This window comes from Streptomyces sp. NPDC059832, from assembly GCF_042731715.1.
GTDB lineage: Bacteria > Actinomycetota > Actinomycetes > Streptomycetales > Streptomycetaceae > Streptomyces.
In genome coordinates this window covers 1-14,010 of record NZ_JBHWIY010000025.1, presented here as the reverse complement: position 1 = coordinate 14,010, position 14,010 = coordinate 1, and the positions used below count along the sequence as shown (strand labels likewise).

10 protein-coding genes are annotated in these 14,010 nt (G+C 70.5%); 3 read left to right on the top strand and 7 right to left on the bottom strand.

Going from position 1 to position 14,010, the window contains the following annotated elements; genetic code table 11:
• Nucleotides 1–18: 18 nt before the first annotated feature.
• From ACFV8T_RS32465 to ACFV8T_RS32450, 4 genes are all read right to left on the bottom strand, one after another.
• A complete protein-coding gene (locus tag ACFV8T_RS32465; RefSeq protein ID WP_385334587.1) occupies nucleotides 19–1,368 on the bottom strand; it encodes an MFS transporter in 1,350 nt (449 codons plus the stop codon).
• Between the two features lie 14 nt (nucleotides 1,369–1,382).
• Entirely contained in the window at nucleotides 1,383–2,669 is a 1,287-nt protein-coding gene (locus ACFV8T_RS32460; protein ID WP_385334585.1) for a M20 family metallo-hydrolase, read from the bottom strand.
• A gap of 135 nt (nucleotides 2,670–2,804) precedes the next feature.
• Entirely contained in the window at nucleotides 2,805–3,599 is a 795-nt protein-coding gene (locus ACFV8T_RS32455; protein WP_385334583.1) for an IclR family transcriptional regulator, read from the bottom strand.
• Between the two features lie 2 nt (nucleotides 3,600–3,601).
• Nucleotides 3,602–4,981, bottom strand: coding sequence for a dihydroorotase family protein (locus ACFV8T_RS32450; protein ID WP_385334581.1), 1,380 nt, complete (start codon nucleotides 4,979–4,981; stop codon nucleotides 3,602–3,604).
• Between the two features lie 159 nt (nucleotides 4,982–5,140).
• On the opposite strand from ACFV8T_RS32450, the gene ACFV8T_RS32445 reads away from it, so the two are divergent.
• Nucleotides 5,141–6,619, top strand: coding sequence for a UbiD family decarboxylase domain-containing protein (locus ACFV8T_RS32445; protein WP_385334579.1), 1,479 nt, complete (start codon nucleotides 5,141–5,143; stop codon nucleotides 6,617–6,619).
• Between the two features lie 382 nt (nucleotides 6,620–7,001).
• Here ACFV8T_RS32445 and ACFV8T_RS32440 read toward each other — a convergent pair whose 3' ends face one another.
• Nucleotides 7,002–8,027: an Lrp/AsnC family transcriptional regulator gene (locus ACFV8T_RS32440; protein ID WP_385334577.1), complete on the bottom strand. Its 1,026-nt coding sequence runs from the start codon at nucleotides 8,025–8,027 to the stop codon at nucleotides 7,002–7,004.
• Between the two features lie 206 nt (nucleotides 8,028–8,233).
• Between ACFV8T_RS32440 and ACFV8T_RS32435 the strand changes: the two genes are divergently transcribed.
• Nucleotides 8,234–9,565, top strand: coding sequence for an MFS transporter (locus tag ACFV8T_RS32435; protein ID WP_385334575.1), 1,332 nt, complete (start codon nucleotides 8,234–8,236; stop codon nucleotides 9,563–9,565).
• Complete coding sequence (locus ACFV8T_RS32430) at nucleotides 9,562–10,884, top strand: amidohydrolase (protein WP_385334573.1); 1,323 nt, start codon at nucleotides 9,562–9,564, stop codon at nucleotides 10,882–10,884. The genes ACFV8T_RS32435 and ACFV8T_RS32430 overlap by 4 nt, the downstream gene beginning before the upstream one ends.
• Nucleotides 10,885–11,065: 181 nt before the next feature.
• Here the strand turns inward: ACFV8T_RS32430 and ACFV8T_RS32425 are convergent, their stop codons facing one another.
• The gene (locus ACFV8T_RS32425) at nucleotides 11,066–12,112 is read right to left on the bottom strand and encodes a hypothetical protein (protein WP_385334571.1); all 1,047 of its coding nucleotides are present in this window, start codon (nucleotides 12,110–12,112) and stop codon (nucleotides 11,066–11,068) included.
• Nucleotides 12,113–12,198: 86 nt separating this feature from the next.
• A complete protein-coding gene (locus ACFV8T_RS32420) occupies nucleotides 12,199–13,491 on the bottom strand; it encodes a cytochrome P450 (RefSeq protein WP_385334569.1) in 1,293 nt (430 codons plus the stop codon).
• Nucleotides 13,492–14,010: the final 519 nt, after the last annotated feature.

The window sequence follows — 14,010 nt, the reverse complement described above, 5'->3', positions numbered from 1 at the left end:
CCACGGTTCACCCGGCCGTCAGCGTCCGACGTCGAGCCGGTCCGTCGCCGCAACCACAGGTCCCTGCATCCTGGGAGGGTGCGGCTCCCGTTCCTCCGCACCCGCGATCTGACGGAACAGTGCCGGTACCGCGATCAGACAGGCCACGGATGCAATCGCCACCCACAGCGCCGGTGCATAGGGGGTCACGGAAGCGGTGGCCCAAGCCATGAGCGCCGGCGTGAATCCCGCGAAGAGAGTTGCGGCGATGTTGTAGCTCAGCGCCACCCCCGTCGCACGCACGGCAACCGGGAAGGCCCGGGGCAGTACGGACGGCGCGACCCCGGCGAACGCGGAGACGCCCGCGCACAGCAGGCCGTGCACGACCAGCAGCACCGGGACGGTCGGCTGGTCGTGCAACCAGAGGAGGCAGGGCAGCGGTAGCACGAGCAAGGTGAGCGCACCGGCCACCACCACCCGCTTCGCGCCGAGCCGGTCGGCTGCCCGGCCGGCGGCCACGCAGCCCGCGATCAGGACGACATTGCCCACCAGCGATGCCAGGAACGTCTGTCGAGCGGTGAATCCCAGTCCGGTCTGGGTGCTCGCGTAATAGGTCGGCCCGTAGATGACGAATGCGTACACACAGATCGTCCACAGCACGGAGAACAAGAAGCCGGTCAGGATCTGTCCCCGGTACTCACGGACCAACCGCAGGACGGGACTTCGCTGCTCCTTCGCATCGGCGTTGTTCTGCTCGAATGCCTCCGTCTCGGGAAGTCGTCGGCGGATGTAGACGCCGACCGGGATGATCAGCAGGCCGAGCACGAACGGGAGCCGCCACGCCCAGTCGTTCACCGCCGACTCGGGGAGCACGGTGGTGATGGTGACCCCCGCGACTGCGGCGACGAGGTTGCACACCCCCATGGACCCCTGCAGCCACGCCGCGTACCGGCCCCGCCGGTCCGGCGGGGCGTGCTCGACGAGGAAGGCCGCGGCGCCCCCGATCTCCCCGCCCGCGGAGAAACCCTGCAGGAGACGGGCGACGAGGAGCAGGATCGGTGCCGCGATCCCGATGTGCACGGCGGACGGGGTGAGCGCGAGCACCAGCGTTCCGGCACCCATGGTGCCGATGGAGAGCGTCAGCGCGGCCTTGCGGCCTCTCCTGTCGCCGTACAGGCCGATCACCACGGCGCCGAGCGGACGCGCCACGAATCCGGTACCGAACACGACGAAGGCGCCGATCAGTGCCGACTTGGGATCGTCGCTCGTGAAGAAGTTGCGGGCGATGTAGCCGGCGAAGAACGCGTAGACCGTGAAGTCGTACCACTCCATCGCGTTGCCGAGGGACGCCGCGACGACCGAGCGCCGGGCGACAGTGGCTGCAGCCATTGCAGTTCCGCCTCCTACCCGCCGCGCACGACGGCGTGCCGGTCCAGTGACATGCGATCCAGCGACATCAGGGTGCTCGCGAGTACGTGCACCCCCTGCTCGATGTCGGTGATCGCAGTGAACTCCTCGGGGCAGTGGCTGCGCCCGTTCACCGAGGGGACGAAGATCATGCCCATCGGCGCCAGCCGGGCCAGGTGCGCGGCATCGTGCCCCGCGCCGGAGGGCACCGCCCGCCAGGAGAGGCCAAGTGCGTCCGCGGACCGGCCGATCACGTCCTGCACCGGCTCCGCGGTGGGTACCGGGTCCTGATCGGTGAGGTGGTCGACATCCACCTGCACGCCGCGGCGCCGGGCCTCCGCCACCACCTCATCGACGATCTGCTTGCGCGCACCGCGGAGCCAGGAGCCGTCCACGCTGCGCAGTTCCGCCCACAGCCGGGCCTGATCGGTGATCACCCCCATCGAGCCGGGGCTCGACTCGATGCAGCCCGGGGTTGCCACGCCGTGCACCGGCGCCCCGCAACCGACCCGCTCGACGGTGAGCACGGCCGCAGCCGCGGAGACCAGCGCATCGTGCCGTTCGTCCATCGCGGTGGTGCCCGCATGCCCGGACTGGCCGGCGAATCGCAGCAGCAGCCGGTCGATCCCGGCGATCGCGGTCACCACTCCGACGCTCGTGCCCGATCGTTCCAGCAGCGGCCCCTGCTCGATGTGCAACTCGACGTAGGCGTGCACATCGGCCGGGCGCCAGGCCTGCCGCAGCATCCGCTGTGGATCCAGTCCGAAACCGGTGACAGCGTCTCCCAGCCGGGTTCCGGCTCCATCGACGCGGTCGAAGTGCTCGGCCCGCAGCACCCCGGTGACAGCCCGGGAACCGATGCAGGAGATACCGAAGTCATTGGCTTCCTCTCCCAGGAAGTCCACGACCGTCAGGTCATGCTCCAGCCGGGTGCCGGTCTCCCGGAACCGTTGCGCGACCTCGATCCCCGCAAGCACGCCCACGATCCCGTCGAAGCGCCCGCCCTGACTCACCGTGTCGGTATGCGACCCGGTGACCAGGGCAGGGCCCCCGCCACGGCGTCCGGGCAGCCGGCCGACGATGTTCCCGGCCGCGTCGGTCACCGGGTCGAGCCCGGCGTCGGCCATCTGCCGGCGTACCCAGTCACGGGAGGCGCGGTACGGCTCGGAGAACACCTCCCGGCTCCACCCCGGCACCGTCGAGTCGTGGAACTCGGCGAGGGCTGCGAACCGTTCGGACATTCGCTCGACGTTCGGTGTGATGAGCTCCGGGTCGCTGATCATGCGCCCTGCTTCCGGCCGTCGCCGGGCGCACCACAGCGGGCGGCCACGGCAGTATTTTCACGCATCGAGTCTCCTTGCCATTTGCCATCGACGTGCGTTCCGGGGCACCTGTGGTTGCCCCGGCCTGAGGGAAAATCAGATTTCGCCGCGCGAGCCCTCTGCGTCCGGCAACAGCCAGGCGCGGGACACCGCGTGCGGAAGGCCGGTGCCGATCTCGTCGACTGCGGTGCGCAGCAGCGCCAGCGGCCCGGTCACATCGGTGAGTTCGGCATGCCGGCCCACCAGGGACACCGTGCACAGGCACGAACCGGCGACGATCACCGGTACCCCGAGCGCGCTCATCCCCGGGGTCAGCCAGCCGTGCGTCACGTGGTAACCGCGTCGGCGGATACCGGCGAGCTCCTCCCGCAGGGCGGCGGCGTCCGGGGTGGCGGCGGTGAACCGCTGCAGCCTGCCTTGCAGGACCTGCCGGCGCACCGCCTCCGGGGCTGTCGCCAGCAGCGGGGTCGCGCTGGCCCCCGAGTGCAGCGCGAGGACCTCGCCGGGATGCAGCGCCACGCCACCGGATCCGCCGCGCCGGGTGTCGAGGCACAACGCCGCGGTGTGCACGCGCACGGTGAGCGCGACGTCGAGCCCGCTGCGGCGGAGCAGCCGCGTGAGCACCGGACGGGCGATGTCCACCAGGTGCTCGCTCCGGTCGACCGAGCGGTCCGTGAGCCGATCCGTCGGCAGCAGCGCGCCGTTGACCTCCGCGAGGAACCCCGCGCTCTTCAGCAGCCGAATGTAGCGATACGCCGATGACGTCGGGATGGCGAGTGCTTCGACCACCTCGGCCGCCTGCACCTGCCCCCGGTCCTGGATGAACTCGAGAATCCGCATTCCGCGGGCCAGGGACGACAGCTCGCCGGCCGACGGCCGCTCGATCGCCATGGTCACCTCCGACGCACCTGCAGCCCGCGGCCCGGGGAGCCGGTGAGTCCCTTGTCGGCATCCCAGACGACCGTGCCGCGGCTGAGCGTCAGTGCGACCCGAGCGCCGGGGACATATGTGTCGTAGGGGCTCCACCCAGCATTGGAGTGTTGGGCCGAGCCATCGATCCGCCAGTCCTCGGTCGGGGTGAGAACGAGAATATCGGCGTCGTATCCGGGCGCGAGCCGGCCCTTGCGATGTCCGATGCCGTATCGCTCGGCCGGGTTGCTGGTGAGCGCCGCCACCACCCGGGAGAACTCCGGGCCGGCCCCGTAGCGGCGCAGGCACGCACCGAGTGTGGTGGCCACCAGTGTCTCGGTGCCGGGGGCTCCGGAATGGTTGTCCAGGATTCTCTGATGGTCCTTGAACTCCAGCGGCCAGGGAGCGTGATCGGAGGAGACGACCGCGGCCAGACCGGTACTGACCGCCCGCCACATCGCGTCCCGGCTCGCCTCGTCCCGAAGCGGTGGGTTGATCTTCAACCGGCCACGCTGCTCGACCATGTCGTCCTCGGTGAAGACCAGGTAGTGCGGGCAGGTTTCGAAGGTGATGTCGACCTCCTGCTCCCGGTACCAGCGCACCAGGTCGGCCGAGCGGCCCAGCGACAGATGACACAGGTGCAGCGCGTTGCCCTCGTGCGCGGCGATCTCCATGGCGGTGAGCACGCCGAGCGTCTCCGACACCGGCGGCCGGGTCCTGCCGTGCACCCGGGGGTCCGACGCGTTGCGGTGGCGTTCGTCGGCCAGCAGCGCCTGGATGATCTCATTGTTCTCGGCGTGCACGCACAGCACGGAGTCGGCCTCGCCGACCGCCTTCATCACACTCAGCAGCTCGGCGTCGCAGATGCGCGGGAACCGGAACGGGTCGGTGTCGAACAGCGACACCTTGAATCCGACCACCCCCGCGTCGACCAGTTCCTCGGCGCGGCGCCATCCCCCTCCTGGGGCGAGGGTGCCGAGCAGCGCGACGTCGACGACCGCTTCCTCCGCGACTTTCGCCAGCTTGGCGTCGAGGCGCTCGGTGGTGTGGATCGGGCCGGTCGCGTCGAAGGGCATCTCGACGATCGTGGTCACCCCGCCGGCGGCCGCCGCCGACGTGGAGGCCCGCAGCCCCTCCCCGGAGTGCGAGTAGGAATGCACGTGGGCGTCCACCGCGCCCGGCAGGACGAAGGAGTCGCCGGCATCGATCCGCCGCGTGCCCGGGACCGGCGGTCGGCCGGGACCGACGCCGGTGATCACGCCGTCGATGACGGCGACCCACCCGCGTTGGAAGGCGCCCTCTCCGAGTGGCACCACTCCGGTGAGGATGAGGTCGGCGTCCGGCTGGCCGTGAGTTGCTTCCATGGCAGGCAAAGGTGGCACCCTGCCGGCGGCGCGAGAACATGATTCCCGTAGATCGGGAATCATGTGGACCGCTCCGTCGTCGGGACCGACAATCGGCAACCGGTCGGGTCGGAACGACCGGGTTGCGTACGGTGTGGACGAGTTTCGAAGGACGCAGACATGGAAGAAGATTGGATGGGCCCGGACGTCGAGGTCGGGTCCGGCGCGGGCCGTGGGGGCGATCAGTCGATGCGCGGCTTCGTCGAGGCCCTGGCGTGTCGCGGAGAGCTCGTCGACATCGACCGGCCGGTGGACCCGCGGTTCGAACTCGGCGGCGTGCTCGCGTTGTTGGATCGGGGCCCCGCAGTGCGGTTCACCGACGTCAGGGGCTCGGCACTACCCGTCGTCGGCAACGTGCTGACCGATCGCGAACGAATCGCGGCAGCGTTGGGGGTGCCGAAGTCCGGCATTCTGGACGCACTGTCCGCGGCCATCGCTTCCCGGCAACCGACCGAGGAGGTCACGGTCGCCCCGTGCCAGGAACTCCGCTTCCCCGCGGCGGACGTCTGGCGCGAGGTCGTCACGCCCACATTCTTCGAGAAGGACTCCGGCGGGTACATCACCGCGGGAATGATCGTCGCCCACGATCCGGTCACCGGTCACCGCAACGCCTCCTACGCCCGGATCAAGCCGCTGGAGCAGACGACAGGGTTCGTCGGGATCGCCCCCAACCACCACCTCAGCGCCCTCGCGCGCTCGGCGGCGACCGCGGGACGCGGCCTGCCCGTCGCGGTCACGCTGGGCAGCCATCCCGCCATCCAGCTGGCGGCGTGCTTCTATCTCGGCCTCGGGGACGACGAATTGGAGCACGCGGGTCACCTGCTGGGCGAGCCCGTCCGGGTCGTCAGGGCCACGACGAGCGACGTGCTCGTGCCCGCCGACGCGGAGGTGGTCATCGAGGGTGTACTGCGGGTCGACCAACCGGTCCACGAGGGCCTGGTGAGCGAATACCACGGCATGTACGAGGACTACGGCGACGGGTGCACCCTCGAAGTCACCGCGGTGACCAGGCGGGCCGACGCCTCGGTCCAGGTGATCCTCCCGGGCCTCGCCGCCGAACACTCCTTCCTCGGTGCGCTGCCGATCGCCGCCGGCCTGCGGCATGCGCTGCGCGGATTCGGCTGCCGGGCCACCGATCTCGCGGTGACTCTCTCCGGGGGTGGGCGCGTGGACGTCGTCGTCGCTCTCCCTCCGGAACAGCGGAAGCAGGCCAAACGCGCGATCCTCGGCTGCTTCGCCGCCGTGAGCATGATCAAGCAGGTCACCGTCGTCGACTCGGACGTCGATGTCTGGGACGCCGAACACGTCCAGTGGGCCCGCACCAGCCGGATGCGCTGGGAGCGGGACCTCGTCCTGGTCCCGGCCGTCCCGTGCGACCGCAACGTGCCCATGCAGCAGGACGGCACCGTGACGAAGGTCGGCATGGACGCGACGGCGAAGCCGGGCGACCGCGCGGCGGGAAACGAGCTCGCCGTCCCGCCGCGCGAAACAATGGACCGGGTGCACGGGTGGTTGACGAGCGACGGCCTTGGCGGCAAGGTGCGGCCGACCCCGGTGCTCCGGGGCGCTCTCCACGGCGCACACGAAGGTGGCCGATGAACCGGCGACGCGTCGCCGCCTTCGGCGGGAGGGGAACGACGTGATCGGCAAAGGACACGGGGTCGAGCCACCGGGCCGGGGCGTGGCCGCGCTCACCGGAGTCGGCCCGGCCGGTCACGTGGCCACCTCCAAGGGCGATGCGACGGCGCCGACACAGGAGTCGCGATACCGGCGATTCCCATCCACCCGGACGGACCGGCGCGTCGATCACCTCCGTGGTGACGCCGGTCGCCGCGATGCCGCTGACGCCGTGCGCGGTCAGGGCCAGGAGCCGGATCGCCCGTGATCCGGGGCGGACAGCCTCGCCATCCGGGCCTCGCCATCCGCCTCGGACAAGGCCGTCCGCTACAGGATGCCCGTAGCAACGCCGCCCGCCGCCCGGTCAATTCGGCCCGGCGAAGATCGACGCCGGCGGGATCAACGCGGTGCTCCGCCCCTCCGCATCGAGGATGTGGCCACCCCGCTTGTACGTCCGGAGGCTGACGAATCGGTCCGCGATGACGATGGACGGGAGCTCGCGGACCAGCGCGGCCTCGAAGGGCGCGATCTCGGCGGTACTGCGGAACCACATCGTCAGCAGCATGTTCGACGGTCCGGTGATCGCTTCCAGGACCCGGCACTTCGGAATTCTGCCGAGCACCTCGCCGGCCCGGTTCACCTCGTCCGGCGGCACCGAGATCATGAACGTGGTCGGGACGATCGGCCCGACCAGGGCGTTCGCGCCTTCACAGCGCAGGGCGATCCGGCCGGAATCGATCATCTTCCCTACCCGGCGCCGGGCAGTGGGTCCGGTCGTTCCGCACCGGTCGGCGAGGTCCGTCCAGGGCAGCCGCCCGTCGCGCGACAGCGCCTCGAGCAGAAGTCGGTCGAGATCGTCGAGCGAAGGACCCGACCTGCGAGACGCCCCGGCCTGCGGCCGTGTCAGCAGGGCTGACTGCTGCAGGTCCAGCGCCTGCACCCGCCACCGCGACCCCTCCCGGTAGGTCGCCAGCGCGACAAGTGTTGTCACGGAGACGATCCCTCCGATGGTCTCGATCCGTTCACTCAGCAGTCGGGCCAGGTCGTCGAGGCTCGGCGCGAAGGCGTCGACCAGGAAGTCTGCCCCGCCCGACGTCGCGGACACCGAGACCACGGCGGGCTCGGCGATCAGCGCTGCGACGACATCGCGCTTGGCATGCGGCCGGCAACTGACAACCAGGAACGCCGCACACCCGTAGCGGACGAACGCCGGGCCCGGACCGATCGCAATCCAGGCCAGGCCGCGCTCGGACAGCGCACTCCACTTTCTGGCCAACGTCTTCGGCGAGTGGCACAGCGCCCCGGCCAGCTCGGCCCAGTCGGCGCGAGGGTTCAGCTGGAGCGCATCGATGAGCGAGATGTCGAGTTCCGACCCGGGGCGAGCGTTCATATCGGGCAGTCTGGCGCCCCGTTGTGTCAAATATGGGCCATCTGACGAATTGAGTGATGCGCGTCACCCACAGTGTGGAGCGGGCCGCCCAAGTACCCAGGTTCCCAACGCCATCGAAGTCGAGGTCAATGATGCGGACAAAGCAACCACAGCGGGAGCAAGCGGTCGCACAGCGGCACACTCCCGTCAAGGTGCTCCTGGGCTCGATGGCCCTCGTCGAGCTGCTGAGCGGCGTGACCCAGGGCTACCTCACGCCGCTCCTGCCCTCGCTCGGCGGCGCCCTGCGCATCACCGACGCGGGACAGACCCGGATCTACCTGCTGTCCCAGCTCGCCTTCGCCGTGTGGACGCCACTGCTCGCCAAGCTCGGCGACACATACGGCCACCGCCGCTTCCTTCGGGTGTCCATCGCGCTCGTCACCGTCGGATCTCTGCTGATGGCGGCCTGGCCGAGCCAGCTCACAATCTCCGTCGGCGTCGTACTCCAGGCCGCCGTCGTCGGCTTCATGCCCCTGCTCATCGGCATCCTGCGGCACCGGGCACCGGAGCACCGCCGCTCCGGGGTCGGCCTCCTCGTCGGCGCGCTGACCGCCTCGGTGGGCGTCGGCGGCGTCATCTCGGGCACGCTCAGCGAGCACTCCGCGGCCCTGGGTCTGTGGGTTGCGGTGCCGTTCGCGGTCCTGGCCGTCATCGCGGGCCTGCTGCTCCCGGACGGGGCTCCGCCCACCGGCGAGCGCCTGTCGCTGCGGGCGTTCGCGCTGCTGGCGCTCGGCCTCGTCGGCGTGGTGGCCGCGCTCTCTCTCGGCGGCAGCTGGGGCTGGACCTCGGCCCGCACGGTCGGCTCGCTGGCCGGGGGGCTGCTCGCCCTGGCCGCCTGGATCGCTGTCGAGGCGCGAGCGGCGACCCCGCTCGTCAACCTGCGGATGCTGGTCGATCCACCCGTAGCCATCGTCTCGGGGGTCACGTTCTGCCTGGCGTTCTCCACCATCGGTTTCTTCGGCGCGAACGCCGTCTTCCTGGGCTCCTCGCCCGACCAGGCCGGGTTCGGGCTGGCCTACGGACCGCAGGCGATTGCACTGGTCGCGCTCGCGCTCAACGTCTTCGCCCTCGGCAGTTCCCTCTCCACCGCGACGCTGCTGCGCAGGTTCGGCGAGCGCCATACGCTCGCGCTCTCCGGCGTCGTCATCGCCGCGTCGTTCCTGAGCCTGTTGGCGTGGCACCGGACGGCGCCGCAGTATCTCGCCGCGATCACCCTGCTCGGCCTCGGCTTCGGCGGCTACCAGGCCTCGACCCGCGCGCTGTGCGTCGAGTGCGTCCCGGAGAAGGAGACCGCCATGGCGGCGGGCATCAACGAGCTCGCGCTGTCGTTCGGCGCGGCAATCGGCGCGTCCGTCGTCGGCGCGATCATGTCGGCCCACCAGACCTCGGCGGGCGTGACCCTGCACACGTACATCTGGCTGTGGTCCGTATGCGCCGGTGTCGCGGTCGTCGGCGCGGGCCTGGGCCTGTGCTACCGCAAGCGGGAGGAGTCCCGGTGAGCGCCGAACGCGCCGGCGTGCCGGCCGACATCGCGGCCGCGATCACGCATGCGGTCGACCGCTGGTCCGGCGGGCTCGTAGAGCTCAGCCACAGCCTGCACCGGGAACCGGAACCGGCATTCGCGGAGCATCGGTCCTGCGCCAAGATCGCCGACCTCGTCGCGGCCGCCGGATTCGTCGTCGAGCGGGGCGTCGGCGGTCTGGACACGGCGTTCACCGCCACGCGCGGCACCGGCGAGCTGACGATCGGCTTCTGCGCCGAGTACGACGCCCTGCCCGGGATCGGACACTCGTGCGGGCACAACGTCAACGGCGCCGCCGCGACCGGCGGCGCGCTGGCCCTGGCCGCAGTCGCCGACGAGCTGGGCATCCGCGTCAAGCTCATCGGCACGCCTGCGGAGGAAGCCGGAGGCGGCAAGGCGATTCTCCTGCGGGCCGGGGTTTTCGACGATGTCGCCGCCGCGATGATGGTCCACGCCGGCGGGCAGGACGAGGTCGACGGTTCCTCACTGGCGATGGCCCAGTGGACCGCGAACTACACCGGCCGGCCCTCCCACGCCGCGACCGCGCCATGGGAGGGCGCGAACGCACTCGACGCGATCTCGGTGGCTTACCACGCAGTCGGGCTGTTGCGGCAGCAGCTCGAGCCGGGGCTGGTCGTCTCCTTCATCGTCACCGAGGGCGGGCAGGCGCCCAATGTCATTCCCGCGCACACGCAAGCGGCGGTGGAGATCCGGGCCGGTTCGGTGACCCGGCTGCGCCGGGCGCAGGCCCGGGTCCGGGCCTGTCTCGAGGCCGGCGCGCTCGCCACCGGGACGGAGCTGGAAATCACTCCGTGCGGGGAGGAGTTCGCCGACCTGCGGCAGGACGAGTTCATGACCGGCGCCTATGTCCGGGCGCTCAGGGCCCTGGGGCGGAGCCCGGTGTCGCGCGCGGGTGAGCACATCGCGTCGACCGACATGGGCAACGTTTCGCAAGTGCTGCCGGCGATCCACCCGACCATCGGCTACGAAGTCGGCGACGCCGCCCACCACACGGCCGAGTTCGCGGAGCACGGAGCGTCGCCCTCCGCCGACTCGGCGGTGCTCGCCGGGGCTGCGGCAATGGCGCTGGCCGGAGCGGAGCTTGCACGCGATCCCGAGCAGCGGGCCCGGCTGCTCGACGGGGTGAGGGGGCGACTGAGCAGCGCCGGGTCCGATCCCGGTGTGGAATCGGACATCGGTAGTGCACCTGCCGATGACTCGCCCAGCGGACTGCATACGTCAAACTGCAAGGAGACCGCGCGGGGCGGGCTCGCGGTGAACATCATCGAGTGCTGAGAGACCGCCCCGGCCTCCCGCACCTCACCGAACGCCCCCGCACGCCAGGTTGCCCGCTCTTGCCCTCCCGGCAAGAGCGTCGAGATCGTCGGCCTGAACAAGCCGAGCGCCGGGATCCACCGGGCCCTCAGCGGCGAACTCACCGGCGATCACCGACCCCGGGTGCCACGGGTGCCGCCCGTCACGGCGCCGGCCGGCCCCGCAACGTCACCCCGTACCTCGTGCGCAGGCGGGTGATCTCCCACCACGCCACGGCCGAGACCGAGGCCGGGCCGCCGATCAGGGCGCAGACCCGGACGAGCGGCGGGCCCGGCGGCATTCCGGCCATGGACAGGTTGATCGCCGCCAGCTCCCACACCAGCACACCGGTCAGCAGGGCCGGAAGCGCGGCGTGCACCTCGGAGGTGCCGAACACGGTGCGGACCACCGTCGTGGAGGCGAAGCAGACGAAGAACAGCATCCACACCACCGGAGCGAGCAGGGCGAGCCTGATGAGCGGCCCGAACAGGTAGTGATCGAACTTCTGGCCGAGGAACACCTCTCCCACGAAGAGCAGGGGCACCGCCGTGAACGCGGCGAAGTACCACAGGGCCGAGCGCACGGCGGGGCGCAGCCGGGTCCGCATGCCCGGCCTCTCGGCCTGCGGCGCGATCCGGAACAGGACCAGGACCACCAGGGGCGTGGTGAGGAGCAGCAGCCACGGTGTGACGGCCAGCCGCAACGTGTACTGCTCCTGGATCTCCGCGAAGTCCGACGCGGTGCCGTAGACGACGAGGATCAGACAGGAGGTGACCAGCGCGGCCCAGGCCCTGACCTTCTGCACGCGCATCACCTGCGGGTCCAGGACGCGGCGGTGGGTGTGCGGAGGGAATCTCAGGTGCGCCTGCCTGCGGGCCGACCGGGCCAGCGGATAGGCCAGGACCGGCAGGAGCAGGGGCCAGAAGCAGAACAGGATCGCGGCCCACGCGCAGCCGTGGACGGGCAGCCGTCGCAGCAGCTCCATCAGCGGGGGCCAGTCGCCCTCGCGGAACTGCTGCCACAGCGAACGGGGCGGCAGGTACGAGGGGTGGTGCGGAAATCCCGGCCCCGGGTAGGGCCCCGGGTACGGATTCGGATGCGGCCCCGGGTACGGATGAGGGCCGGGCTGCGGCGGCACGCCCGGTGGCGGTGACTGACCCCCGTTCGGCGGCCACGTCGGGCCGTACGGGTTCTGTCCCCCGAAAGTCACGCCGGTTCCTTCCTGAGAAGCGGGGTGGATGTGCTGTGGAACGGTCACGAGGCAGGCGGGGCCCGCTCCGGCGCGGGGAGCCCGCTTCAGCGCAGGTGTACCGGCAGCGATTCGATGCCGTACACGATGGACAGCTTGCGGAACGCCAGGTCCTGGGGCGGGACGGCGAGCCGCATCGCGGGGAACCGCCGGGCCAGGGCCGGGTAGGCCGTGCGCAGTTCCATCCGGGCCAGTTCGGCGCCGATGCAGCGGTGGATGCCGTGGCCGAAGGCGAGATGGCCGGCCGAGGGAGTGCGGTGCGGGTCGAAGCGCCCGTCGTCCGTGACGTACGCGGCATCGCGGTTGGCGGCGCTCAGCGAGCAGAGCACCATGTCGCCCCGGGGAATGACCACGCCACCGATCTCGATGTCCTCGCGGGCGAACCGGGGGAAGGCGATCTGCACCGCGGAAAGGTAGCGCAGCACCTCCTCGACGAAGGGGGCGGTCATGGTGTCGTCAGCACGTATTCGCTCCAGGACGTCCCCGTTCTGGAGCAGCACGAGGGAGCCGAGGGCGATCGTGCTGGCGGTCGTCTCGAAGCCGCCGGTGAGCACCCCGTCGGCGAGGCCCGCGAGTTCCTCGTCGTCGACGTCGTCACCGTGCTCGCGCACGATCATGCCGAGCAGACCGTCGCCCGGCTTCCGGCGCTGCGCCTCGACGACGCCCCTGAAGTACTCCAGCGACTCCGACATCGCGCCGAAGGGCGCGGTCGTTCCGGCGAAGAGGTCGAAGCGGTCCATGGCGAGCTGCTGGAAGTCGTCGCGGTCCTCGTACGGCACGCCGAGCAGCTCACAGATCGTGAGGGAGGGGATCGGCAGCGCGAACTCCTGCACCAGGTCGACCGGGCCCCGGGCGGCTTCCATCGCGTCGAGGCGTTCCGCGACGATGGCATCGATCCTGGGGGTCAGACGCCGCAGCCGGCGCATCGTGAACTCCGGGGTCAGGATGCGGCGCAGTCGTGTGTGCACGGGAGGATCGTTGAACCCGAGTCCGCCGGGACTCTGCTCGGCGGCCACCCCGGCGTTCGTCGCGAGGTGCGCGAAGTCGGTGCTGAATCCGTCGGCCGAGCCGAGGACGGCCTTCGACTCCTCGTAGCCGCTGACCACCCAGGCGTCCATGCCGAACGGCAGCGAGACCTTGTGCACCGGCCGCTTCGCCCGGGTCCTGGCCAGTTTGTCCACCGGGTCGAGGCCATCCCTGCGCAGCATCATCAGCAGGTCGTCGGGGAGCAGCCTGACCGTCGAGGACCCGATCCCGTACTTCTGGATCCTGGACAGGTAGCTGCGCCCGATCCGGGCGGTGATCCGAGAGCGGAACGTCGTAGTCAATCTGCACTCCATGAGTCGTCGCGCGGTCCGCACACACGGTGCGGACGTGAAACAGCTGTGCAGCAGGCGCGGATGTGGATAGTGGCCGGCGGCGACACGGCTTGTGCCAAACGGCATTCTGTCTCAGAGCGTGGGCAATCAGCGCCCCGGCGGCCCCAGATCCGTCCTGCGGCGATCGGGCAGCCGCGGCCGGTGATCGTGCGCGCACCGTGCAGGATCGCCTGAAGATCTGCGGCAGCCCGGCCACTCCGGAACGGTTCCCGGCCCACCATGACCGGGTCAGGTGCTCCGTTTTCGGCTCTCCTTGCCCGCGCCGGACCCACCGGTGACTCTGTCACAGCCTCTCAACAGCACCATGGGCCCCAATTGCCTCCGGCCCCGGCGAGTTGATAGGCATAGTGAGACATTTGTTCGCTCAGCTCGGCAGGGGGACTGGATGAAGTTCGACATGGGGGCGCAGGTTCTGACGAATCTGTCGTCGAAGTCGCGTGGGTCGAGTGATGATCTGGGTACGTTGATTCGTCAGTTGTT

What these genes read in the sequence shown, in the direction of transcription:
- ACFV8T_RS32450 (WP_385334581.1), bottom strand. Translation starts at nt 4,981, where the DNA reads ATGGAAGCAACTCACGGCCAGCCGGACGCCGACCTCATCCTCACCGGA.
- ACFV8T_RS32445 (WP_385334579.1), top strand. Translation starts at nt 5,141, where the DNA reads ATGGAAGAAGATTGGATGGGCCCGGACGTCGAGGTCGGGTCCGGCGCG.
- ACFV8T_RS32455 (WP_385334583.1), bottom strand. Translation starts at nt 3,599, where the DNA reads ATGGCGATCGAGCGGCCGTCGGCCGGCGAGCTGTCGTCCCTGGCCCGC.
- ACFV8T_RS32440 (WP_385334577.1), bottom strand. Translation starts at nt 8,027, where the DNA reads ATGAACGCTCGCCCCGGGTCGGAACTCGACATCTCGCTCATCGATGCG.
- ACFV8T_RS32460 (WP_385334585.1), bottom strand. Translation starts at nt 2,669, where the DNA reads ATGATCAGCGACCCGGAGCTCATCACACCGAACGTCGAGCGAATGTCC.
- ACFV8T_RS32435 (WP_385334575.1), top strand. Translation starts at nt 8,234, where the DNA reads ATGGCCCTCGTCGAGCTGCTGAGCGGCGTGACCCAGGGCTACCTCACG.
- ACFV8T_RS32465 (WP_385334587.1), bottom strand. Translation starts at nt 1,368, where the DNA reads ATGGCTGCAGCCACTGTCGCCCGGCGCTCGGTCGTCGCGGCGTCCCTC.
- ACFV8T_RS32420 (WP_385334569.1), bottom strand. Translation starts at nt 13,491, where the DNA reads ATGGAGTGCAGATTGACTACGACGTTCCGCTCTCGGATCACCGCCCGG.